Origin of the sequence: Streptomyces rubiginosohelvolus (assembly GCF_014649875.1) — a bacterium.
Classification (GTDB): domain Bacteria; phylum Actinomycetota; class Actinomycetes; order Streptomycetales; family Streptomycetaceae; genus Streptomyces; species Streptomyces rubiginosohelvolus.
The window spans coordinates 84827-105652 of the sequence record NZ_BMTW01000018.1; the positions used below are offsets into that span (position 1 = coordinate 84827).

General features: G+C 71.8%; 15 protein-coding genes. 8 read left to right on the forward strand and 7 right to left on the reverse strand.

All coding sequences use genetic code 11. The annotated features are described in order from the left end of the window. Positions 1–129 precede the first annotated feature (129 nt). The 3 genes from IE134_RS29630 to IE134_RS29640 all read left to right on the forward strand — a co-directional run bounded on the left by IE134_RS29630 (position 130) and on the right by IE134_RS29640 (position 4133). Positions 130–1239 carry an NAD(P)H-dependent flavin oxidoreductase gene (locus IE134_RS29630; RefSeq protein WP_030720981.1) on the forward strand — a complete coding sequence of 370 codons (1110 nt, stop codon included), beginning with the start codon at positions 130–132 and terminating at the stop codon, positions 1237–1239. Beyond that, positions 1236–2786 (forward strand): acyl-CoA synthetase, encoded by a 1551-nt coding sequence (locus IE134_RS29635; protein WP_098017036.1) that lies wholly within the window; start codon positions 1236–1238, stop codon positions 2784–2786. The genes IE134_RS29630 and IE134_RS29635 overlap by 4 nt, the downstream gene beginning before the upstream one ends. A gap of 219 nt (positions 2787–3005) precedes the next feature. Beyond that, positions 3006–4133, forward strand: coding sequence for an acyltransferase family protein (locus IE134_RS29640; protein ID WP_032769462.1), 1128 nt, complete (start codon positions 3006–3008; stop codon positions 4131–4133). 112 nt (positions 4134–4245) lie between these two features. On the opposite strand, the gene IE134_RS29645 is transcribed toward IE134_RS29640, so the two are convergent. Beyond that, complete coding sequence (locus tag IE134_RS29645) at positions 4246–5463, reverse strand: class I SAM-dependent methyltransferase (RefSeq protein WP_030720974.1); 1218 nt, start codon at positions 5461–5463, stop codon at positions 4246–4248. A gap of 179 nt (positions 5464–5642) precedes the next feature. Here IE134_RS29645 and rfbA point away from each other — a divergent pair, with 179 nt between their 5' ends. Continuing rightward, the gene (gene rfbA, locus IE134_RS29650) at positions 5643–6521 is read left to right on the forward strand and encodes a glucose-1-phosphate thymidylyltransferase RfbA (RefSeq protein ID WP_030720971.1); all 879 of its coding nucleotides are present in this window, start codon (positions 5643–5645) and stop codon (positions 6519–6521) included. A gap of 127 nt (positions 6522–6648) precedes the next feature. Here rfbA and IE134_RS29655 read toward each other — a convergent pair whose 3' ends face one another. Further along, positions 6649–7746, reverse strand: a complete 1098-nt coding sequence (locus IE134_RS29655; RefSeq protein WP_030720967.1) for a winged helix DNA-binding domain-containing protein — start codon at positions 7744–7746, stop codon at positions 6649–6651. Positions 7747–7950: 204 nt separating this feature from the next. Here IE134_RS29655 and IE134_RS29660 point away from each other — a divergent pair, with 204 nt between their 5' ends. From IE134_RS29660 to IE134_RS29670, 3 genes are all read left to right on the forward strand, one after another. Further along, positions 7951–8553 (forward strand): dTDP-4-dehydrorhamnose 3,5-epimerase family protein, encoded by a 603-nt coding sequence (locus IE134_RS29660; protein ID WP_189432237.1) that lies wholly within the window; start codon positions 7951–7953, stop codon positions 8551–8553. Positions 8554–8637: 84 nt separating this feature from the next. Further along, the gene (locus IE134_RS29665) at positions 8638–9786 is read left to right on the forward strand and encodes a nucleotide disphospho-sugar-binding domain-containing protein (RefSeq protein WP_050513825.1); all 1149 of its coding nucleotides are present in this window, start codon (positions 8638–8640) and stop codon (positions 9784–9786) included. Positions 9787–9790: 4 nt separating this feature from the next. Next, positions 9791–10777, forward strand: coding sequence for an NAD-dependent epimerase/dehydratase family protein (locus tag IE134_RS29670; RefSeq protein ID WP_050513824.1), 987 nt, complete (start codon positions 9791–9793; stop codon positions 10775–10777). Between the two features lie 86 nt (positions 10778–10863). On the opposite strand, the gene IE134_RS29675 is transcribed toward IE134_RS29670, so the two are convergent. The 5 genes from IE134_RS29675 to IE134_RS29695 are packed head-to-tail and all read right to left on the reverse strand — an operon-like array spanning position 10864 to position 16640. Continuing rightward, complete coding sequence (locus IE134_RS29675; RefSeq protein ID WP_030720955.1) at positions 10864–11589, reverse strand: class I SAM-dependent methyltransferase; 726 nt, start codon at positions 11587–11589, stop codon at positions 10864–10866. 5 nt (positions 11590–11594) lie between these two features. Continuing rightward, a complete protein-coding gene (locus IE134_RS29680; protein WP_097885694.1) occupies positions 11595–12818 on the reverse strand; it encodes a cytochrome P450 in 1224 nt (407 codons plus the stop codon). Further along, positions 12815–14014, reverse strand: a complete 1200-nt coding sequence (locus IE134_RS29685) for an FAD-dependent oxidoreductase (RefSeq protein WP_098017034.1) — start codon at positions 14012–14014, stop codon at positions 12815–12817. Before IE134_RS29685 ends, IE134_RS29680 begins: the two co-directional genes overlap by 4 nt. Continuing rightward, on the reverse strand, positions 14011–15570 hold the full coding sequence (locus tag IE134_RS29690) for an alpha/beta fold hydrolase (protein ID WP_078614524.1): 1560 nt from the start codon (positions 15568–15570) through the stop codon (positions 14011–14013). The genes IE134_RS29685 and IE134_RS29690 overlap by 4 nt, the downstream gene beginning before the upstream one ends. After that, a complete protein-coding gene (locus tag IE134_RS29695) occupies positions 15567–16640 on the reverse strand; it encodes a ketoacyl-ACP synthase III family protein (RefSeq protein WP_050513823.1) in 1074 nt (357 codons plus the stop codon). The genes IE134_RS29690 and IE134_RS29695 overlap by 4 nt, the downstream gene beginning before the upstream one ends. Positions 16641–16838: 198 nt before the next feature. On the opposite strand from IE134_RS29695, the gene IE134_RS29700 reads away from it, so the two are divergent. Continuing rightward, a complete protein-coding gene (locus IE134_RS29700) occupies positions 16839–20798 on the forward strand; it encodes a type I polyketide synthase (RefSeq protein ID WP_189432239.1) in 3960 nt (1319 codons plus the stop codon). Positions 20799–20826 lie beyond the last annotated feature (28 nt).

Sequence of the window (20826 nt, forward strand, 5' to 3'; positions counted from 1 at the left end):
GAAAGTTCCTGCCGCCGCAGAGGTTACTGTCACCTCCACGTTTCCGGACGGGTCCCGGCCCGCAAAGAATCTGACACTGCATCAGAAAAGCTCTTCCCTCGGCCGCACCGCTGCGGCATCCTGCCGCCCATGGAGACGGAACTGAGCCGCCAACTGGGGATCGAGCACGCCATCTTCGGCTTCACGCCGTTCCCCGAAGTCGCCGCGGCCATCACCAGAGCCGGTGGCTTCGGCGTGCTCGGAGCCGTCCGCTACACCGCCCCCGACGACCTCGCACGCGACCTCGACCGCCTGCACGAGCACGCCGACGGCAAGCCCTACGGCCTCGACGTCGTCATGCCCGCCAAGAAGGTCGAGGGCGTCACCGAGGCGGACGTCGAGGCGATGATCCCCGAGGAGCACCGCGGCTTCGTCCGGGAACTCCTGGCCCGTCACGGCGTGCCCGAGCTGGCCGAGGGGGAGGCGTCCGGCTGGCGTATCACCGGCTGGATGGAGGAGGTCGCCCGGGGCCAGCTCGACGTCGCCTTCGACTACCCGATCAAGCTCCTGGCCAACGCCCTCGGCTCGCCGCCCGCCGACGTCATCGCCCGCGCCCACGACCACGGCGTCCTCGTCGCCGCCCTGGCCGGCAGCGCCCGGCACGCCCGGCGCCACGCGGAGGCGGGCATCGACGTCGTCGTCGCCCAGGGGTACGAGGCGGGCGGCCACACCGGCGAGATCGGCTCCATGGTGCTGGTCCCCGAAGTCGTCGAGGCCGTCGCCCCGCTGCCCGTACTCGCCGCCGGAGGCATCGGCAGCGGCGAACAGGTCGCCGCCGGACTCGCCCTCGGCGCCCAGGGCGTCTGGCTCGGCTCCCTGTGGCTCACCACCGAGGAGGCCGACCTGCACTCCGAGGCCCTCACCGCCAAACTGCTCGCCGCGGGTTCCGGGGACACCGTCCGCTCCCGCGCCCTGACGGGCAAGCCCGCACGCCAGCTCCGTACCGCGTGGACGGACGCCTGGGACGACCCGGCGGGGCCCGGAACCCTGCCCATGCCGCTCCAGGGGCTGCTGGTCGCCGAGGCCGTCTCCCGGATCCAGAAGTACGAGGTCGGCGAGCTGCTCGGCACACCCGTGGGGCAGATCGTCGGCCGGATGACCAGCGAACGCAGCGTCCAGGCCGTCGTCGACGACCTCACCCGCGGTTTCGAACGGGCCGTCACCCGCCTCAACCGCATCGCCGGAAGGAGCGCCACGTGAACCAGCCGCCCAACGGCTTCTGGGCCCAGGCCGCAGCCGACCCCGACCGTACCGTCCTGATCGCCCCCGACGGCGAGGAGTGGAGCGCGGGCCGACTGCACGCCGACGTCAACCGCATGGTCCACGGGCTGCGCGCGGCGGGACTGCGCGAGGGCGACGCGTTCGCCGTCGTGCTGCCCAACGGCGTCGAACTCCTCACCGCCTACCTCGCCGCCTCGCAGGCCGGCTTCTACCTCGTGCCCGTCAACCACCACCTCGTCGGCCCCGAGATCGCCTGGATCGTCGCCGACTCCGGCGCCCGCGTCCTGATCGCCCACGAACGCTTCGCCGACGCCGCGACGGCCGCCGCCGACCAAGCGGAACTGCCCACGAGCCACCGCTACGGCGTCGGCGCGGTCCCCGGCAGCCGCCCGTACGCCGACCTCCTCGACGGCCACTCCGACGGCCCGCCCGAGGGCCGCACCCTGGGCTGGGTCATGAACTACACCTCGGGCACCACCGGCCGCCCGCGCGGCATCCGCCGGCCGCTGCCCGGCAAACGCCCCGAGGAGACCTACCTCGGCGGGTTCCTCGGCATCTTCGGCATCCGGCCGTTCGACGACAACGTCCACCTCGTCTGCTCGCCGCTCTACCACACCGCCGTGCTCCAATTCGCGGGCGCCGCCCTGCACATCGGGCACCCGCTGGTCCTGATGGACGGCTGGGCGCCCGAGGAGATGCTCCGCCTCATCGACGCCCACCGGTGCACCCACACCCATATGGTCCCCACCCAGTTCCACCGGCTGCTCGCCCTGCCCGAGGAGGTGAAGGCCCGCTACGACGTCTCCTCGATGCGGCACGCCATCCACGGGGCCGCACCCTGCCCCGACCACGTCAAACGCGCCATGATCGACTGGTGGGGGAGCTGCGTCGAGGAGTACTACGCGGCGAGCGAGGGCGGCGGGGCGTTCGCCACCGCCGAGGACTGGCTGAAGAAGCCCGGTACCGTCGGCAAGGCCTGGCCGATCAGCGAGCTGGCCGTCTTCGACGACGACGGCAACCGGCTCCCGGCGGGCGAACTGGGCACCGTCTACATGAAGATGAGCACCGGCGGCTTCAGCTACCACAAGGACGAGACCAAGACCCGCAAGAACCGCATCGGCGACTTCTTCACCGTCGGCGACCTCGGCGTCCTGGACGCGGACGGCTACCTCTTCCTCCGCGACCGCAAGATCGACATGATCATCGCCGGGGGCGTCAACATCTACCCCGCCGAGATCGAGTCGGCCCTGCTCACCCACCCCGCCGTCGCGGACGCCGCCGCCTTCGGCATCCCGCACGCCGACCGGGGCGAAGAGGTCAAGGCGGTCGTCGAACCGGCCGAGGGCCACGCGCCGTCGGACGAACTCGCCGCCGAGATCCTCGCCCACTGCGAGACCCGGCTCGCCGGGTACAAACGGCCCCGCTCCCTCGACTTCATCACCGCGATGCCCCGCGACCCCAACGGCAAGCTCTACAAGCGGCGACTGCGCGAACCGTACTGGGAGGGCTTCGAGCGACCGCTCTGAGGCGGGCGCGCCCGCGAGCGGGACGTGGTGAGGCGGTTTCCGAGGAGTCCTCAAGCCGACCGGCCCATGTTGGTCACCATGAAGGGCCCCTTGCAACCACACAACCAACGTCCCGACAACGATGCCGGAGCGCCGTCACCACGCGGGCGCGCCGCCACACCCTCATCCACCCGCCCATCCTCCGACGCCTTCCCGGCGCGGCTCCCCTCCCTGACCGGAATGCGGTTCGTCGCCGCCTTCATGGTGCTGATCTGCCACATCACCATCGTGGTCGTGCCCCGGGTACAGGAGCCGTGGGTCGCCTCCGTCGGGGACTACATCTACCCGGCCGGGCCGACCGGGGTGGTGTTCTTCTTCGTCCTGAGCGGCTTCGTGCTGACCTGGGTGGCCCGGCCCACCGACACCAAACGGCTGTTCTGGCGTCGTCGGCTGGTGAAGATCTACCCCAACCACCTCGTCACCCTGGCCGTCGTCACCGTCCTCATGCTCGTCTACGGGAACCCGGTCACGGCGGCCAACACCCTGCCCACCCTGTTCCTCGTGCAGAGCTGGATACCCTCCCAGGAGGTCGTCCTCAACTTCGCCTCCAGCGGTGCCAGTTGGACACTGGCCTGTGAGCTCCTGTTCTACCTCTGCTTCCCGGCTCTGCTCCTGCTGGTGCGCCGGGTCCGGGCGCAGAGGCTCTGGCTGTGGACCGGTGTGGTCGCCGTCGCGATCTGCGTGATGCCGTTCGTGGCCTGGCTGTTCCCGGACACCCCGACCATGACCGACTCCCTGGCCAGCTCGATCCCGTGGTGGGAGGAGTGGTTCGTCTACTACTTCCCGGTCGTCCGTGCGCTGGAGTTCGTTCTCGGCATGCTGGTCGCGCAGATCGTCCTGAGCGGCCGGTGGATCCGCCTGGGCCTGCTGCCCGCCGTCGTGCTGGCGCTGGCGAGCTACCTCGTCATCGTCAAGACGCTGCCGGAGACGTTCAGCCAGTCGTCCGGGATCGCGTTCTTCCTCGCCCTGGTCATCGCCGCCGCGGCCACCGCCGACGCGGACGGCCGGCGCACACTCCTGAAGAGCCGGACCATGGTCTTCTTGGGGGAGATCTCCTTCGCCCTCTACATGGTGCACTGGTTCGTCCTGGGCTACGGGCCGCTCGGCATGTCCAAACCCGATGGCTGGATGCGCCAGTCGACGCTTTCGCGTGCCCTCTATGAGAGCGCTCTCGTGATCGCTGTCAGCATGCTGCTCGCCTGGCTGCTGTACGTGAGCGTCGAGCGTCCGGCGATGCGGCGCTGGAGCAGGCCCGCCCCGCGGAAGGACACCGCTCGAACGGCCCCCGAACCCGTGATCCGCGCCTGACCGACCGCCGTCCGCGTGCCGCACCGCGCGGTCGGCTCGCGCGTCCGTGCGCGCCGTCCCCCTGTGGTGGGGGAGGGCGCGCACGGACGTGCGGTGGCCGTCGGCCGTCCGGTCAGATGATCTTCACCTCGGGGACGTACACGATCCATTTCCCGCCCCGGGCGCGGAACTCCTGCTCCTTGGCGATGATCTCGTCCGCGTGGTTCCACGCGAAGAGCAGCGCGTAGTCGGGGTACGGAGCGGAGAACTCCTCCATCGGCCGGACCGGGATGTGCGTCCCGGGTGTGAGCCGGCCCTGCTTGGCCGCCGTCGAGTCGAACACCGCCGGAACGAGGTCCGGGCCGATGTCGCAGTAGTTGGCGACGGTGGCGCTCTTCGCCGTCGCGCCGTACGCGGCGACCGTGTGGCCCTGCTCGTGCAACTGGGCCAGCAGGGTGGTGAGCGCCTCGCAGTTCCGCTTCACCTCGACCGCGAAGTTCTCCAGTATCGTGATGTCGACGATCTGGCGCTTGCGCTCCTCGGCGATCAGCGCGTCGACGGCCGCCGCGGGCTCCCGACGCCCCTCGCGGCCGATGGTGTACCGCACCTCGCCGCCGTGCACCGGGAGGCGCTCGACGTCGACGAGTTCGAAGCCGAACCTGCGCGCGGTGGCCCGTACGGACGAGGCCGAGAACAGGTAGAAGTGCTCGTCGTAGATCTGGTCGAAGCTGGTGCGCTCGACGATGTCCCCGAGGTAGGGGTCCTCGAACACGAAGATGCCGTCGGGGGCCAGCAGGGCGTCGACCCCGCGGAACACCGAGTCCAGGTAGGGGATGTGGCAGATGGTGTTCGCCGCGTAGATCACGTCGGCGGGTCCGTCGGTCGCGCGGATGGCGGTGGCCGTCGACTCCTGGAAGAAGTCGATCTGCACACGGACGCCCTTGCCGGCGGCCAGCTCGGCCACGTCCCGGGACGGGTCCACGCCCAGGTGCCGGACGCCCTGTTCGGCGACGGTCTTGAGCATGACCCCGTCGTTGCAGCCGATCTCCACCACGAAGGGGTCCTCACCCTGCCCGCCCGCCGCGAGCAGCTGGTGGGCGGTGCGGGTGAAGTGTTCCCGCATGACCGAGGACATCGAGGAGTGGTACGGGTAGTCCGCGCGGAACATCCGTTCGCGGGGAACTTCTTCCATCAGCTGAACCATGGTGCACTGTTCGCATACGCCCACGGCGAGCCGGTAGAAGAATTCCTCCGAACTGTCCTCGGGCCTGCGGAAGGCGTCGGAGAGAGGCTGTCGGCCGAAGTCGAAGAACTCCTGCACCACGCCTTGGCAGATACGGCATGAAGTCATGTCGGTGACCGTAGGTGCGGGTCCTCGAAAGTTGCTCGACAGGAACTTGACGGGGTGCCGTCTCCGCTCATTCGAGAAGGCCTCCGGATTCGAGCGTACATCGAGACCTGCTCGAATGATCCATGGTGCGCTGAGCGCCCTGCGGTGTTGTTCAACCAGAGATCGAGAGGTGTCACCCGGTGAAGGGGATCATTCTTGCGGGCGGATCCGGAACCAGACTCCGGCCCGTGACCATCGCCGTTTCCAAGCAGCTGCTGCCGGTCGGCGACAAACCGATGATCTACTACCCGCTGAGCATTCTGATGCTGGCCGGCATCCGGGAGATCCTGGTCATCTCGACCCCCGACGATCTCCCGCAGTTCCGGCGGCTGCTGGGCGACGGTTCACATCTCGGGCTTCAGATCGAATACGCCGAACAGGCCGAGGCCAACGGACTCGCGGAAGCATTCGTGATCGGCGCCGACCATATCGGCGACAGCTCGGTCGCCCTGATTCTGGGCGACAACATCTTTCACGGGCACAGTTTCTATTCTGTACTCACGGAAAACAGCCGGGACGTGTCCGGATGCGTCCTGTTCGGCTATCCGGTGAACGATCCCGAGCGCTACGGTGTGGGCGAGGTCGACGCCGACGGCCGGCTCGTGTCCATCGAGGAGAAACCCACGCACCCGCGGTCCAACCGGGCCATCACCGGGCTGTACTTCTACGACAACTCCGTCGTCGACGTCGCCAAGAACGTCCGGCCGTCCGCGCGCGGCGAACTGGAGATCACCGATGTGAACCGCTGGTACCTGGAGCGCGGGCGCGCCAGGCTGGTCGACCTCGGCCGCGGCTTCGCCTGGCTGGACACGGGTACCCCTGAGTCACTGTTGATGGCCGGACAGTACGTAGGGACGCTGGAGGAGCGGCAGGGCGTGCGCATCGCCTGCGTCGAGGAGGTCGCCCTGCGCATGGGCTACATCACCAGCGACGAGTGCCACAGCCTCGGCGCGCGGCTCGCCCCCTCCCGGTACGGGCAGTACGTCATGGCCATCGCCAAGGAGCTCGCCGACCTCTAGTGCTCGTGATCCCCGGTGGGCCTACGACGACGGTCACGGTCCCTCGGCATACTCATCCGGTGGGGGGAGATCCCCCCACCGGATGATCCGCGCGGCCGCCCCCCGGCGGTCGCCCGCAGGGGGCCGGTCAGACGCCCGGGTCCACCGGCCGGAATTCGATGTCGTGGCGCTCGGCCTTGTCCGCGGCGAAGCGCAGCAGACGGCCGCCCTCCTCCATGACGGCCTCCTCCTCGGTACCCGTCAACGGCCGGAAGAGTTTGACGACCAGCGTCGCCCCGGTCTTCTCCTGCCGGATGTGCCAGAGTCCCTGCACGAAGCCGTCCACGGTCACCGCCGCCTCGACGACGATGTGTTTGCGCACCACCTCGTCCATCATCCGGGACCGGTCGAAGTGACTGAGCACCACGTTGTCGAGCGCGGCGAGGAACCGGACCGGCGCCGGGGTGTCCGGGTCGGGCAGCGGGGCGTCGGGGAGGTCGTACAGATCCTGGCCGGCCTCGTTGCGGTGGAGCACCAGTTGCGATCCCAGGCCGTCGACGACCTCGCGCAGCCGGGTCATGCCGCTCCAGGCCTGGACGTCCTTCACCGTGGCCGGGCCGAACGCGGCCAGGTAGCGCAGGACCAGCTTGCGGGCCGCCTGCTCCTCGACGGCCGGACTCCGGCCGAGCCAGTGGTCGGCGAGCGCGATGGGCGTGGCCCCCCGCTTGCCCCAGGTGCCGTCCGGCGGCGGATGCACCACCGGCAGCAGCCCCTGCACCGACCGGGCCATGCCGACCTTGTCGGTGCCGGGCCACCGCTCCACCAGGGCCCGGCCCAGCTCCACCCGGGTCACCGTGCCCTCACCGATGAACTCCCGTGAGAACGCCGCGATCTCGGTCAGGTCGAGCCCGGCGGTGAACTTGCCGAAGGCCCCCTTCTGCCACCGGTCCAGCATCGGCTGCAGGAGCGGCCGGACCCACAGGTAGTCCTCGGCGCTCAGCAGGTGCTGGGTCCCCCGGAACAGAGTCGCGCGCACCACCTGGCGCTCGTACAGCAGCCGGGTCAGGTCGTCGAGGCGGAAGTCCTCGACCCTGCTCCACAGGCCGATGTAGGGCGGATCGGGATCCTGTGCCTGCAGTCCGACGAGGCGTTCCGTCACCTCCAACGCCGGGAGGCCGGTCCGCTCCAGCAGCAACTGCCGTTGCGAGGTGGCCCTGTTCAGGCTCCGGCGGGTGAGCAGTGCCATGGTGTCCTTCCGACGGAGCGCGAGGCTGGAAACTGTCCCGGACGATAGCCGGGATCGCGGTCATCCACTGTCCGCGATCGCCCCGGCGATCTACCGGCGGACGCCTCCAGCGATTCCCCACCCGCACTCCAGACAGCGGACCCAGCATCTCCGCGGGCACGACCGTCGCCCGACCGGCTCACGGGGAACGGGGAGGATCGGCTCATGGAAGCCAAGGAACTGGGTGTCGTCGGCGCGCACGTCTTCACCCCGCAGGTCTTCGCGGACTCGCGCGGCGCGTTCGTGTCGCCCTTCCAGGAGGAGGCGTTCGTCCGGCAGACCGGGCACCGGCTGTTCCCGGTCGAGCAGATCAGCCACAGCCGCTCCCGCCGGGGCGTCGTCCGCGGGGTGCACTTCACCCGCACCCCGCCGGGGATGGCGAAGTACGTCTACTGCCCCCGGGGCCGGGCGCTCGACATCATCGTGGACCTGCGGCGCGGCTCGCCGACCTTCGGCCGCCACGCCACCGTGGTCCTCGACCCGGTGGACTTCCGGGCGGTGTACTTCCCCGTCGGTCTGGGCCACGCCTTCGTCGCGCTGGAGGACGACACGGTGATGGCGTACACCCTGTCCCTGGCCTACGCCCCGGAGAACGAACTGGCGTTGTCGGTGTACGACCCCGACCTGGCGCTGTCCCTGCCCGAGGACATCGAACCGGTCGTCTCGGAACGCGACCGGGTGGCCCAGAGCCTCGAACAGGCCCTGGAATTAGGGGTGTTGCCCGACTACGAACAGTGCCTGGAGCTGGATGCCGAACTCGCCCGCTGAGACGGTACGCCGGCGGCCCGCGGCACCGGCCGCGACCAGCCGGATTCGAGCGGGAATCAGGCACGGGCTCCTAGGTTCCGGAACATGAAGATTCTCGTGGCCACAGGGCCTGCCCACCCGCTGTACTTCCCGGTCGTGCCCCTTGCCTGGGCACTGCGCGCCGCCGGTCACGAGGTGCTCGTGACAGTCCCCGAAAGCTTCGAATCCACCGTGAGCGGCTCCGGTCTCGCCATGACGCCGGTGCACGGCCCCCTCGACATGGGCGAGGTCATGGCCCTGGACCGGGAGGGCCGGCCGGTCCGCGTCCCCGACAACGACGCCGACATGGCCGCGGGCGTCGGTGCCGGCTTCGGCCGGCTGGCCGCGCGGACCGTCGACGCCACCGTCGAGCTCGTCGGGCGCTGGCGGCCCGACCTCGTGATCACCGACTCGTACTCCTTCGCGGCCCCGGCCATCGCCGCCGGGATTCACGGAGTGCCGTGGGTCAAGCACGTCGTCGGCCCCGGCGATCTGCCGGTCGCCGACGCGGTGGAGCGGGAACTCGCCCCGGAACTGGAGCGCCTGGGGCTCGACAAGCTGCCCCCGCCCGCCCTGGTCCTCGACAACTGCCCGCCGTCGCTCGGCGATCCGGCGCCCGGGGCGCAGCCCGTACGGTATGTCCCCTTCGGTGAGCCGGGTGCCGTGCCCGGCTGGGTCCACGAGCCCCGTACCCGGCCCCGGCTGCTGGTGACCCTGGGGTCCGTCCAGCCGCAGATCGGTGGCATCCCGATGCTCGGCCAGATGATCCAGGCCCTCGCGTCCCTGGACGCGGAGCTGGTCGTCGCGGTCGCCGACCACCTGGTCGGCAAGCTCGGCACGCTCCCGGACAAGGTCGTCGCCGCGGGCTGGATCTCGCTGACCTCCGTGCTGCCCGGCTGCGACGCGGCGGTCCACCACGGCGGGCCCGGCACCATGATGGCCTGTCTCGCCCAGGGCATCCCCCAGGTCGTCGTCCCCGGCCGCGGCAAGCCCCTGGAGGCCATCGGCCGGCTGGCCGACCTCGGTGCGGTGCGCCACCTGCCGCCCGCCGACCTGACCCCGCAGAGCCTGCTGGACTCCTGCCGCACCCTGCTGGAGGACACCGGCCATGCCAAGCGGGCCATGGAGGTACGCGAGGAGATCGCCCGGCAGCCCTCGCCCGGCGCGGTCGTGCCGGTCCTCGAGGACCTCGTCCTGCGGTACAGGACGGCCTAGGGCCGTGGCCACGCCCCGGCCGGGCGCGCCCGGCGCACTCCGGACGGCCGTCCTCGGCGGTACCGGCTGGCTCGGCAGACACGTCTGCGAGCTGGCCGCCCGGCGCGGCCACCACGTCCTCGCCGTGGCCCGTCGGCCCCGGCCCCACGTAGCCACCCACCAGTTCGCGGAGCTCGACCTCGCCCGCGCCTCGCCCGAGAGCATCGGCCGGCTGCTGCGCGAGCACCGGGTGGACGTCGTGGTCAACGCAACCGACGCCGCGAACGCCACCGACGGCTGGGCCAGGACCGACGAGGACCTGGCGGACCTGAACCTCGGTCTGGTCCGCCGCCTCCTCGCGGCCCTGGGCACCGTGGAGGGACGGGTCCGCCTCGTCCACATCGGCACGATGCACGAGTACGGCGAGGTCCCCGCGGGCACCGTCATGGACGAGGCGCTCCATCCGCGTCCGGTGACCCCGTACACCCGGAGCAAACTGGCCGGTTCGCAGGCGGTGCTGGCAGCCACCAGAACCGGTGCGGCGGACGGGCTGGTGCTGCGGGTCGCCAATGTCAGCGGCCCCCACCCGTCGCCCGAGAGCTTTCCCGGCAAGCTCGTCGCGTTGTTGCGTGAGGCGGTGGCCACCGGAGACCGGATGCCGGTCACCCTGGGCGACGCGCGGCGCGACTTCGTGGACGTACGCGATGTCGCCGAAGCGGTCCTGAAGGCCGTCGAGTCGACGGCGACCGGCCAGGCCGTGAACATCGGCAGCGGGACGGCCGTGGACATGCCCACCCTGGTGCGGCTCTTCGTCACCGCCGCCGGCTACCCGGCCGAGATCCTCGACGAACGGGCCCAGGAGGTCCGCAGCCTCGGCGGCGCCTGGACCCGGGCCGACATCCAGCGCGCCGCGCACCTGCTCGGCTGGCGGCCCCGCACCACCCTCGCCGAGTCCCTGCGGGACATGTGGTGGACGGACCGGGCGGAGCACCGGCCGGTGGCCGGCCGGTAGGCGGATCAGCGGGAGGAACGACGAAGGGGGTCCGGGCCGACTGGCCCGGACCCCCTTCGTCGTTCCTCCGCTTCAGCGCGGCGCGCTCACTTCAATACGCCGACGAACAGCCCGCAGCCGAACCGGTCGGTCCTGATGTACTCGACCGAGCAGCCCGCCTCCTCGAAGGCCCGCTCGTAGGCCTCACGCGTGAACAACCGCATCCGGTGCACGTCCGTGAAGTGCCGGATCCCGCCGTCCTTCAGCGCGTCCAGGTAGTGGACGACGATCGGGACCCGGTCGCCCTCGCGGGTGGAGTGCGAGATCCGCACCGTGACCCGGCCGTCGGACCGCACGAGGTCCTCCGCGATGTACCCGGGGAGGAACGCGTCCGGAAAGTACCAGGGTTCGAGCACGATGACCCCGCCGGGCGTCAGGTGCCGGGCCATCCCGCTCAGGGCGGCCTCCAGCTCCTCGGGGGTGTCCATGTACCCGATGGAGCTGAACATGCAGATGACCGCGTCGTAGGACCGCTCCAGCGAGAAGTCCCGCATGTCGCCCGCGTGCACCGGAAGGCCGGGCATGCTCTCGCCGGCCTTGACGATCATGTGCTCGGAGAGTTCGAGCCCCTCCACCACGTCGAAGGTCTCCCGCAGGAAGGCCATGTGACCGCCCGTCCCGCAGGCCACGTCGAGCAGGGTGCCCGCGTCCGGCCTCCGGGCCCGCACATGGGCGGCCACCTCGGCGGACTCCGCCGGGTAGTCCTTGCCGCGGCCGGCGTAGATGAGCTCGTAGATCTCCGCGAGTCCGGAGCCGTACACCTCTTCGGCCATGGTCCTCACACGTCCCAGGTGACGGGCAGCTCATGAACGCCGTACACGATCGCGCCCTCCTTGCGGGGCACCTCGTCCAACGGCTTGACCAGCCGCAGCGAAGGGATCCGGCGGAACAGCGTCGTCCAGACGATCTGCATCTCCAGCCGGGCCAGTTCCGCGCCGATGCACAGGTGCGCCCCGTGCCCGAACCCGACCTGCTTGCGGCTGCCCCGGCTCAGGATCAGCTCGTCGGGGTCGGGGAAGACCTCGGGGTCCCGGTTGGCGGTGAGCAGCAGGCACAGGATCCCGTCGCCGGCCGGGATGACCGTGCCATCGATCTCGATGTCCTCCAGCGCGACCCGGGGCACCCCCACGTCGCCGATCGTCACGACGCGCAGCAGTTCCTCGGTGGCCGGACCGATCATCTTCTCCGGGTCGGCCAGCAGTTCCGCCAGCTGCTCCGGGTGCTCCAGCAGGGCGGCGGTGCCGAAGGAGATCATGCTCGCGGTGGTCTCGTGACCGCCGTTCATCAGCATCCGGACCATGTTGACCAGATCGCGTTGCGTGTACTCCTCGCCCGACTCCTCGTACGCCGCGATGGCCATGCTGATGACGTCCTCGCCGGGCGTCTCCGTCTTGAGCCGCACCAGCTTCTCGACGTACGCGTTGACCTCGGTGATCGCGGCCCGCCGCTGCTCGGGCGTACTGCGGCCGCCGAACATGTTGTTGCTGTGCTCGATGATGAAGTCGTGGTCGTCCTGCGGGACGCCCAGCATCTCGCAGATCACCGTCGTCGGCAGCGACAGCGAGAACAGCCGGTGGAAGTCGACCGGCGGGGCCAGTTCGAGCATCCGGTCGATGTGCTCGTCGACGATCTCCTGGATGCGCCCGCGCATCTTCTGCACCCGCTGGTACGTGAACGCGGCGGCGACCTTGCCGCGCGCCCGGGTGTGCTCCGGCGCGTCGTACCCGATGAAGGAGGTCTCCGTGCGGAACTCCGGCGGGGCGATGAAGTAGAAGGGGAAGCCGGGCAGTCGGCGCGAGGCGCTCACCCGGGGGTCCGTCAGCAGACTGCGGATGTTGGCGTAGCCGGTCACCGTCCAGACCCGCAGGCCCGACTGGGCGAGTGTCACCTGCGTGACACCCTTCTCGACCATCTCCGGATACTGCGCGGGCGCGGTGAACGGCCCCTGGCGCGCGTAGGGGAAGGGGGTGTGGGCGACGGGGCAACGGGATTCGGTCGTCATCGTGCGATCTCCTTGGCGTCCCAGTCGATGTGATGGCTCATCATCCAGGTGGGGTCACCCTTGCCCCCGGTCCCGCGGAAGGCTCTGGAGATGAAGAAGTTGCGCAGCAGACGGCCCGCCGGGCCGCGCCGGATGTTGCCCTCGTTGTTGTACTTCCCCTGCGCGACGATGTCCTCTACGCGCTTGCGCCTCGCCGCCTCGTAGCTGACGAATCCCTGCTGGTGCGAGGGCGCGTCGCGCAGGCACTTGGCCAGCACCACCGCGTCCTCCATGGCGACCGCGCAGCCCTGGCCGGCCGTGGGGGACACCGCGTGCGCCGCGTCCCCGATCACGATCATCCGGTCGCGGTGCCAGCGGGGCACCGGCGGCAGGTCGTACGTCGGCGACGGCGGTGCGAGGTCCCGGGTCGCCCCGATGATGGCGGCAGCCGGAGTGCGGTCGCCGTCGAACAGGCGCAGCAGGTCCCCGCGCCAGGTCGCCGTCCTGAGCCGCAACAGCTCCGGGTCCGGCTCCTCGGCGCGCGGCGGGTTGGCGAACCACCAGAGGCTGCCGTCGGGGTGCTTGGTGTAGCTGAAGAAGCTCCGCTTGCCGAAGAACATCCGGATGACGCCCGGCGGGCCCTCCAGCTGGAGCCCCTCGGCGCGGCCGAAGGCGTTGAGCACCCCCAGATAGCGCGGCGAGGGAGCCGTGGGGTCGATGATCCGGCGGACCTGCGAGCGCAGACCGTCCGCCCCCACCAGCAGATCGCCCTCGGCGTGCGTTCCGTCCTCGAAGATGGCCCGCACCCGGTCGCCCTCGAAGCTCGCGTCCACGATCCGCTTGCCGAACTCGATCGGGATCCCGCGCCGCGCCGCCTCGTCCCGCAGCCCGACGTACAGGTCGGAGCGGCGGATCGTCTGGATGATCTGGCCCCGGTCCGCCAGCCGGTCGGTGGGGACGTCACCGGTCAGCGCCCGGCCGGTGTCGCTGTAGAACGCGATGGCGGGCGTGTCGAAGCCCTTGTCCCGGACCAGGTGGCCCAGGCCGATGCTGTCCAGCGCGTCGATGCCGTTCGGGCCGATGTTGACGAAGTTGCCGATGCCGTCGGCGGTGCGGTCGAAGGCCTCGTAGAGCGTGGGCTCGAAGCCCGCCTTCTGGAGGGCGATGGCGCAGACGGCCCCGGCGATCCCGCCGCCGATGACGAGCACGCGAGTCATGATTCCTTCCTCTGTTCACGGGAGATGGAGCCGGTGTCGCCGTCCGCCGGAACGTCCGGGCGGCTCACGGTGCTCGGGCAGGACGTGTCGTCGGGCAGGACGCCGTCGACGAGGTAGCCCTCGACGAGCCTGTCCACGTCCGGATTGCGGACGAAGCCGTAGATCTCGTGCTGGCCCGAGTCGGCGACCGTGATCAGCCGGTGCCCGAGCCGGGCGGCCATCGCGGCCCCGCCCTCGTAGTGGTCGGTCGGGTCGCCCTCGGCGTGCACGACAAGACCGGCCGGGTAGCCGCGGGCGGACAGTTCCACGGGCCGCTCCGGCGGGGTGAACGTCCGGAACGCCCCCACCCAGGTCTGGGCCCGCATCACGCCGTAGCCGTACGGGAAGTGCTCCCGGAAGCGGCGCATGTCCTCGTAGTAGACCTCCAGGTCCGCCGGCCAGTCCTTCTCGACCGTCACCGCGTCGAGCACCCCGCACCGGGTCTCGCCCTCGGTCTCGCTCGGCGGCCACACCTTCTCGTTCGCGAGCCACTTCCCGGCCGCCTCGGCGCCGCCCGTCCGGACGTCGGCCACCAGGTCCGCCAGCTCCCGCCACTTCGAGCGGTCGGCCGAGCGGTTCCCCATCGCCCCGTCGAACAGCGAGCGCAGCGGGACGGCGCCCGGGGTGGCGGTGATCGCGGCGGCGGCCGCCTCGACCGCGGCGAGCACCTGCTCGCCGGAGGACCCGAGCCCGAAGTGGCCGTCGCGCCGCGCGGCCCAGGCGGCCCAGGCCTCCACGTTGTCCCGGTTGGCGCGCCCCTGGGCCATGGCCTGCTCGCGCCAGGACCAGTCGGGATGCACACAGGAGTCCAGGACGCTGCGGTCCAGCCGGTCGGGGAACAGCGCTCCGTAGACCGCGCCGAGGTAGGTGCCGTAGGTGTAGCCCAGGTAGTTGAGGCGGTCCTCGCCGAGCACCGCGCGGATCACGTCCATGTCCCGGGCGGTGTTGGGCGTACTGACGTGCGGACGCAGCTCGCCGCCCGCCCGCAGGTTGCCTTCCTCGCGGATGCGGAAGTCCTCGGAGATCACCGCGAAGGCGGAGTCCGGGGGGCGCGAGTCGAACGGCGCGGCCGTCGGGGTGATCTCGCCGCGCAGGGGCGTGGAGTCCCCGGTGCCGCGCGGGTCGAAGCCGATCAGGTCGTAGACCTCGGTGAGCCCGGTGTGCGCCAGCGCGGCGGGAAAGCCCCGGCCGAGCCCGAAGTAGCCCCCGGGGCCTCCGTTGACCAGCAGCAGGATGCCGCGACGCCGCGCCGGGTCCTTGGCCCGGAGCCGGCTCACCGCGATCGAGAGCCTGCGGCCCGCGGGGTCCGAGTAGTCCATCGGCACCTCCACCACCGCGTGCTCGACGGGTGCGTGGGTCGGCGCGGCCGCCGGAAGCCAGGCCGAGGCGGCGCCGCCGCCGGGAGGCGCCGGGGCCCACTGAGGCCGTTGCTCGTGGAACGCCGACAGCGCGTTCTCGCCCGCGGCGTTCGCGCTCGGGCCGGGCCCGGTGTCGGGCGGGGTTTCACGGGTTGTCATGACGATGCGCTCGACTTCCTTGTCGCAGGGGCAGAAGGGGAAGGCGTCCCGGACGGCGGGAAGCCGACGATCTCCAGGACCGCCACCGACCAGGCGAAACCTCCGCCGGCGCTGACGAGGGCGCAGAACTGTCCGGGGGCCAGGGCGTCGGTCCGCACCAGATGGGCCAGCCCCCCGAAGGGATCGCCCGCACCCAGGTGTCCCACCCCTGACCCCCACGACCAGGTGCTCCGGGCGGGGTCGATGTCCAGTGCGCCGAAGAACTGGAAGTCCATCTTCGGGCGGCCCAGATGGGGCAGCACGAACCAGGCGATGCCGTCGGCCTTCACGTCCGCGTCCGCCAACGCCCTCTCGAACGCCTCACGTTGCCCGACCTGCAGGCGGTCGATGAGCTCACCCATGCCGAGTTCCTCGACCAGCCGCGCCCGGTGCCCGGCCACACTGACCGGGGAGCGGACGCCCAGCGGCGCCGTACCGAACGGGTCGTCGCCCCGGCCCATCGACTCCAGCGTCGGATCGGAGACCGTCACCAGGCTGCGCAGCCGGGCGAAGCCGCCGGCCGTGGACAGGACGGCCGCCGTTCCGCCGTCCCCGCACACCGTCCCCGGGTCGGTCTCCCAGCGGTCGAAGCCGGGCAGGGCGAACCGGTCGCCCGTGGTGATCAGCACACTGTGCGGAGCCCGGCCGGACAGCAGCGCGGCGACCGCCAACTCCATGGCCGCCATACCGCCGTTGGAGAGCTGCCCGACGTCCATCGCCGGGCAGGAGCCGCCCACCGCCTCCCGCTGGACGTAGGAGGCGGGCGCCCAGAGATCGTGTCCCTGGTAGTAGGTACTGGCATGCAGGACCAGGCCGATGTCCTCCCGGTCGGCTCCCGCCGAGGCCAACGCCTCCCGGGCCGCTCGAACCGCCATCTCGGGCCCCGACTCCTCGCCCACGCAGACCGAACGCATCCGGCTGCGCCGGATCGTCCGCTCGTCCGCGAGACCCTGCCGCGCCACCTCGGCTACGGGCAGGGCGGGCGGCAGATGAAGCCCGACCCCGGACATGAACACGTCCGTGACGCTCACCGGATCCTCCCTCGTGCACCACTCGGCCGGATCGTCGCCGGCGGGTGAAGCCGGATGCGGCCCCCGGGCCCGGAGTCTGTGGCGGCGACGTCAAAACCGGCTCAAGGCCGGATGGAGCCCCCGCGGTTCGAACCGTTCTCAGGCGCGGCTCGAACGCCGGGACGCACGGTGTGGCCGAATCCCAGGAAAGGTACGTGGATGTCGCTCTTGCCCCCGACCACCCGGCCCGTCGCCCTGATGTTCGCCGGACAGGGCGCCCAGCACCCCAGGATGGCGGCGGGCCTCTACGGCCACGACGAGTCGTTCACCGCCTGGATGGACCGCGCCTTCACGCTGTACGAGGACTCCGGACCCGCGCTGCGGTCCGAGTGGCTGGCCGAGCGCCCCTCACCCCTGTACGACGACGTGTCGGTGGCCCAGCCCCTGCTGTACGCGGTGAACCACGCGCTCGGCCGGATGCTGCTGGAGCGCGGCGTGCGCCCGGTGGCCCTGATCGGGCACAGCGTCGGGGAACTCGCGGCCGCCACCCTGGCCGGAGTCCTCGACTTCACCGACGGGGTCCGGCTGATGCGCGACCGCGTCCGGCAGTTCGCCGACACCCCACCGGGCGGAATGCTCGCCGTCGCGGCCTCGGAGGCCGACGTCGCCGACCTCCTGAACGCCGATGTGCACCTGGCGGCGGTCAACGCCCCCCGGCAGCTGCTGCTGGCCGGCGCGGAGGCCCCGCTGGCGCAGGCGGCGCGGACACTGGAGGAACGGGGGCTGATCTGCCGCAAGGTGCGCGCCCGGCAGGCGTTCCACAGCCCCCTGGTCGCCGAGGCGGTGACGGCCTCCCTGCCGGACTGGCGGGCCACCGGACTGCGGCCCCCGCAGCTGCCCCTGTACTCCGCCTACACCCGGGGCCTGCTCACCGACCAGGACGCGGTGGACCCGTACTTCTGGGCCGGGCAGGCCGCCGCGACCGTCCATTTCGCCCCCACACTCACCGGTCTGCTGGCCGACCACGACTGTCTGCTGGTCGAGGCCGGACCGGGCAACAGCCTCAGCGTCCTCGCCCGCAGACAGCCGTCCGTGGTCGCCCGCCGCAGCGCCGTGCTGCCGCTGCTGCCCGACCGGTGCCGGGGCGACGAGGCCGACCGGCGGGAGGCCGCAGCGGCCGTGGAGCGGCTGTTCGCGCCGCCGGAAGCGCCCGCGCGCACGCCGGCACCGCCCGCCCGCCCGCCGAAACCGGAGGAGACCGTGTCCCAGAACCCGACCCGACGACCCACGTCCCGGCAGCAGGCACCTGTCGCGGTGGTCGGCATGTCCTGCCGGTTCCCCGGCGCCGACGGCCTCGACGCGTTCTGGCAGCTGTTGATCTCCGGCAGCGAGGCCATCGGCCCAGCCGGGAGCCGGCGGAGCGGGCGCCGCGACGGCGGCTACCTCGACGGCGTCGAGCTCTTCGACGCCGAGTTCTTCCAGATGCCCGCTCCGGAGGCCGCCGCGACGGATCCCCAGCAGCGGCTGCTCCTCGAACTCGCCTGGCACGCCCTGGAGGACGCCCGGACCGCCCCCGACACCCTCTCCCGGGAGCCGGTCGGCGTCTTCGTCGGCAACTGCGCCGACGACTACTCCCTGATGGGCCGGGCCGCCGGGATCGCCACCGCCTACACGATGACCGGGACCGGCCGGGCGTTCCTGGCCAACCGCCTCTCCCACTTCCTCGGATTCACCGGCCCCAGTCTGACCGTCGACACCGGGCAGTCCTCGTCGCTCAGCGCCCTCCACCAAGCGCTGCGGTCGCTGGAGGCGGGGGAGTGCTCGGCAGCCCTTGTCGCAGGGGTGCAGCTCAACCTCGCCGCCGAGGGCGACGACGCCGTCCAGGCGGTCGGCGCCCTCTCGCCCCGGGGGCGGTGCCACACGTTCGACTCCCGGGCCGACGGGATCGTCCGGGGCGAGGGGGCCGGCGTCCTGCTCCTCAAGCCGCTGGAGCGCGCCCTCGCCGACGGCGACCGGATCTACTGCACCGTGCTCGGCAGCGCCATGAACAGCGACGGCGGTCGGACCGGCCTCACCGCGCCCAGCAGCGAGGCCCAGCAGTCGGTGCTCACCGCCGCCTGCCGGCGTGCGGGCGTCGCGCCCGAAGACGTCTCCTACGTCGAACTGCACGGCACGGGAACGGCGTTGGGCGACCCTGTCGAGGCGTCCGCGCTCGGCGCGGTGCACGGCTCCGGGCGGCCGTCGGACTTCCCCCTGCGGGTCGGCTCGGTCAAGACGAACATCGGCCACCTGGAGGGCGCGGCGGGCATCGCGGGCTTCATCAAGACCGCGCTCGGCCTGCACCACGGCGAGCTGCCGGCCAGCCTCAACTACCGGGAGCCCAACCCGGCGATCGACCTCGACGCGAACCGGCTGCAGGTGTGCGCGGTCCGTGGAACGTGGCCCCGGCGTTCGGAGCCGTCCATCGCCGGCGTCTCCTCGTTCGGCCTCGGCGGCACCAACTGCCATGTCGTCCTGGGCGAACACCCCGCCAGCACCGTCCCCGCGAGCCCGGCGACGGGTGCCGCCACCCCTGTGCCCGTCCTGGTGTCCGGCCGCAGCGGCCCGGCGATGCGCCGGCACGCGGCCGCCTTCGCCGACGCCCTCGACCCCGCGCGCCGGGACCCGGCGGCGGACCCGGTGTCCCCGGCCGACATCGGCCTCTCCTCCGTCACCACCCGCGCACTCCTGCACCACCGGGGCGCGGTCGTCGCGAGCGACCTCGACGAACTGGTCGCCCGGCTCCGGGTGCTCGCCGACGGCCCGCACCCCGACGCCCCCGGCATCGTCGAGGGAACCCGCGGCGAAGGTCTCACCGCCTACCTCTTCCCCGGGCAGGGGGCGCAGCAGCCCGGCATGGGCCGGCGGCTCCACCAGGAGTTCGAGGTGTTCGCCCGCACCTTCGACGCGGCGAGCGCCGCGATGGAGCCGGCCCTCGGCGGGAGCCTCGCCGACATCCTGTGGGGCAGCGACGACCTGCCCGACCGGCGCTATCACGCCCAGCCCGCGCTGTTCGCCCTGGAGGCCGCCCTCTACCGGCTGTTCGAGTCCTGGGGCATGGCGCCGGACCTGCTGCTCGGCCACTCCCAGGGCGAGATCACCGCCGCGCACGTGGCGGGCGTCCTGTCCCTGGAGGACGCGGCGCTGTTCGTCGCGCGCCGCAGCCGGCTCATCAGCACCCTGCCGCCCGGCGGCGCGATGATCGCCGTACAGGCCGCGGAGAAGGAGGCGCGGGACCTGCTCGGCCCCGAGCCCGGACCGGTCTCCGTCGCCGCGGTCAACAGCCCGCAGTCCCTCGTGCTCTCCGGCGAGGAGAAGGCCACCCTCGCGGCGGCGGCCCACTTCGAGCAGCTGGGCCGCCGCACCCGCCGACTGCGGATCGCCGTCGCCGGGCACTCCCCGCTGATGGAACCGATCCAGGACGAACTGCTCGCGCTGGCCGAGGGGTTCACCTGGCATCCGCCGACCGGCCCGACCATCGTCTCGGCCGTCACCGGCCGGCCGGTGATCCCCGGAGAGATCGACCGCCCGGGACACTGGCCGCACCACCTGCGCGCCACCGTGCGGTTCGGGCCCGCGCTGCGCACCGCGTACGACCTCGGCGCCCGGTTCTTCGTCGAGATCGGTCCCGGGCGGGGCCTGGTCAACATGGCGGCGGAGACCGTGGACCTGGGCGCATCCCTCTTCAGCGCGCCGATGGCCACCCGGGACGAGGTGGCGGGCGTCGCCGGGACCGCCGCCGCGGCCCACGTCTTCGGCGCGCCGATCGATCCGGTGGCCGTCCACGGCCCGCACGCCCGCCGCACCGACCTGCCGCCCTACCCCTTCCGGCGCGAGCCGTTCTGGCTCGACACCGTGCCGTCCACCGCGCCGCTGCCCGCCGAACCCACCGCGCAGTGGTCCGGCGACCCCTACGAACTGGTCGTCAGCAGCACCCTGAGCACCCTCGGGCTGTCCCCGGCCACCGAACTCGACCTGCACGAGAACTTCAACGCGCTCGGCCTGGACTCCCGGATGGCCGTCACTCTGCGCACGGTGCTGACCCGCGCCACCGGGCGGTCCATGCCCACCACCCTGCTGTTCGACCACCCCACCCCGGGCGCCCTGATCGAGGCCCTGGGGAGCGACGCGCCGCTGTAACGCCGTCCGCCCCGGCCCCACCTTCCAC

What these genes read in the sequence shown, in the direction of transcription:
- IE134_RS29640 (WP_032769462.1), top strand. Translation starts at nt 3,006, where the DNA reads ATGCGGTTCGTCGCCGCCTTCATGGTGCTGATCTGCCACATCACCATC.
- IE134_RS29700 (WP_189432239.1), top strand. Translation starts at nt 16,839, where the DNA reads ATGTCGCTCTTGCCCCCGACCACCCGGCCCGTCGCCCTGATGTTCGCC.
- IE134_RS29630 (WP_030720981.1), top strand. Translation starts at nt 130, where the DNA reads ATGGAGACGGAACTGAGCCGCCAACTGGGGATCGAGCACGCCATCTTC.
- IE134_RS29660 (WP_189432237.1), top strand. Translation starts at nt 7,951, where the DNA reads ATGGAAGCCAAGGAACTGGGTGTCGTCGGCGCGCACGTCTTCACCCCG.
- IE134_RS29685 (WP_098017034.1), bottom strand. Translation starts at nt 14,014, where the DNA reads ATGACTCGCGTGCTCGTCATCGGCGGCGGGATCGCCGGGGCCGTCTGC.
- IE134_RS29665 (WP_050513825.1), top strand. Translation starts at nt 8,638, where the DNA reads ATGAAGATTCTCGTGGCCACAGGGCCTGCCCACCCGCTGTACTTCCCG.
- IE134_RS29680 (WP_097885694.1), bottom strand. Translation starts at nt 12,818, where the DNA reads ATGACGACCGAATCCCGTTGCCCCGTCGCCCACACCCCCTTCCCCTAC.
- IE134_RS29675 (WP_030720955.1), bottom strand. Translation starts at nt 11,589, where the DNA reads ATGGCCGAAGAGGTGTACGGCTCCGGACTCGCGGAGATCTACGAGCTC.
- IE134_RS29645 (WP_030720974.1), bottom strand. Translation starts at nt 5,463, where the DNA reads ATGACTTCATGCCGTATCTGCCAAGGCGTGGTGCAGGAGTTCTTCGAC.
- IE134_RS29690 (WP_078614524.1), bottom strand. Translation starts at nt 15,570, where the DNA reads ATGACAACCCGTGAAACCCCGCCCGACACCGGGCCCGGCCCGAGCGCG.
- IE134_RS29655 (WP_030720967.1), bottom strand. Translation starts at nt 7,746, where the DNA reads ATGGCACTGCTCACCCGCCGGAGCCTGAACAGGGCCACCTCGCAACGG.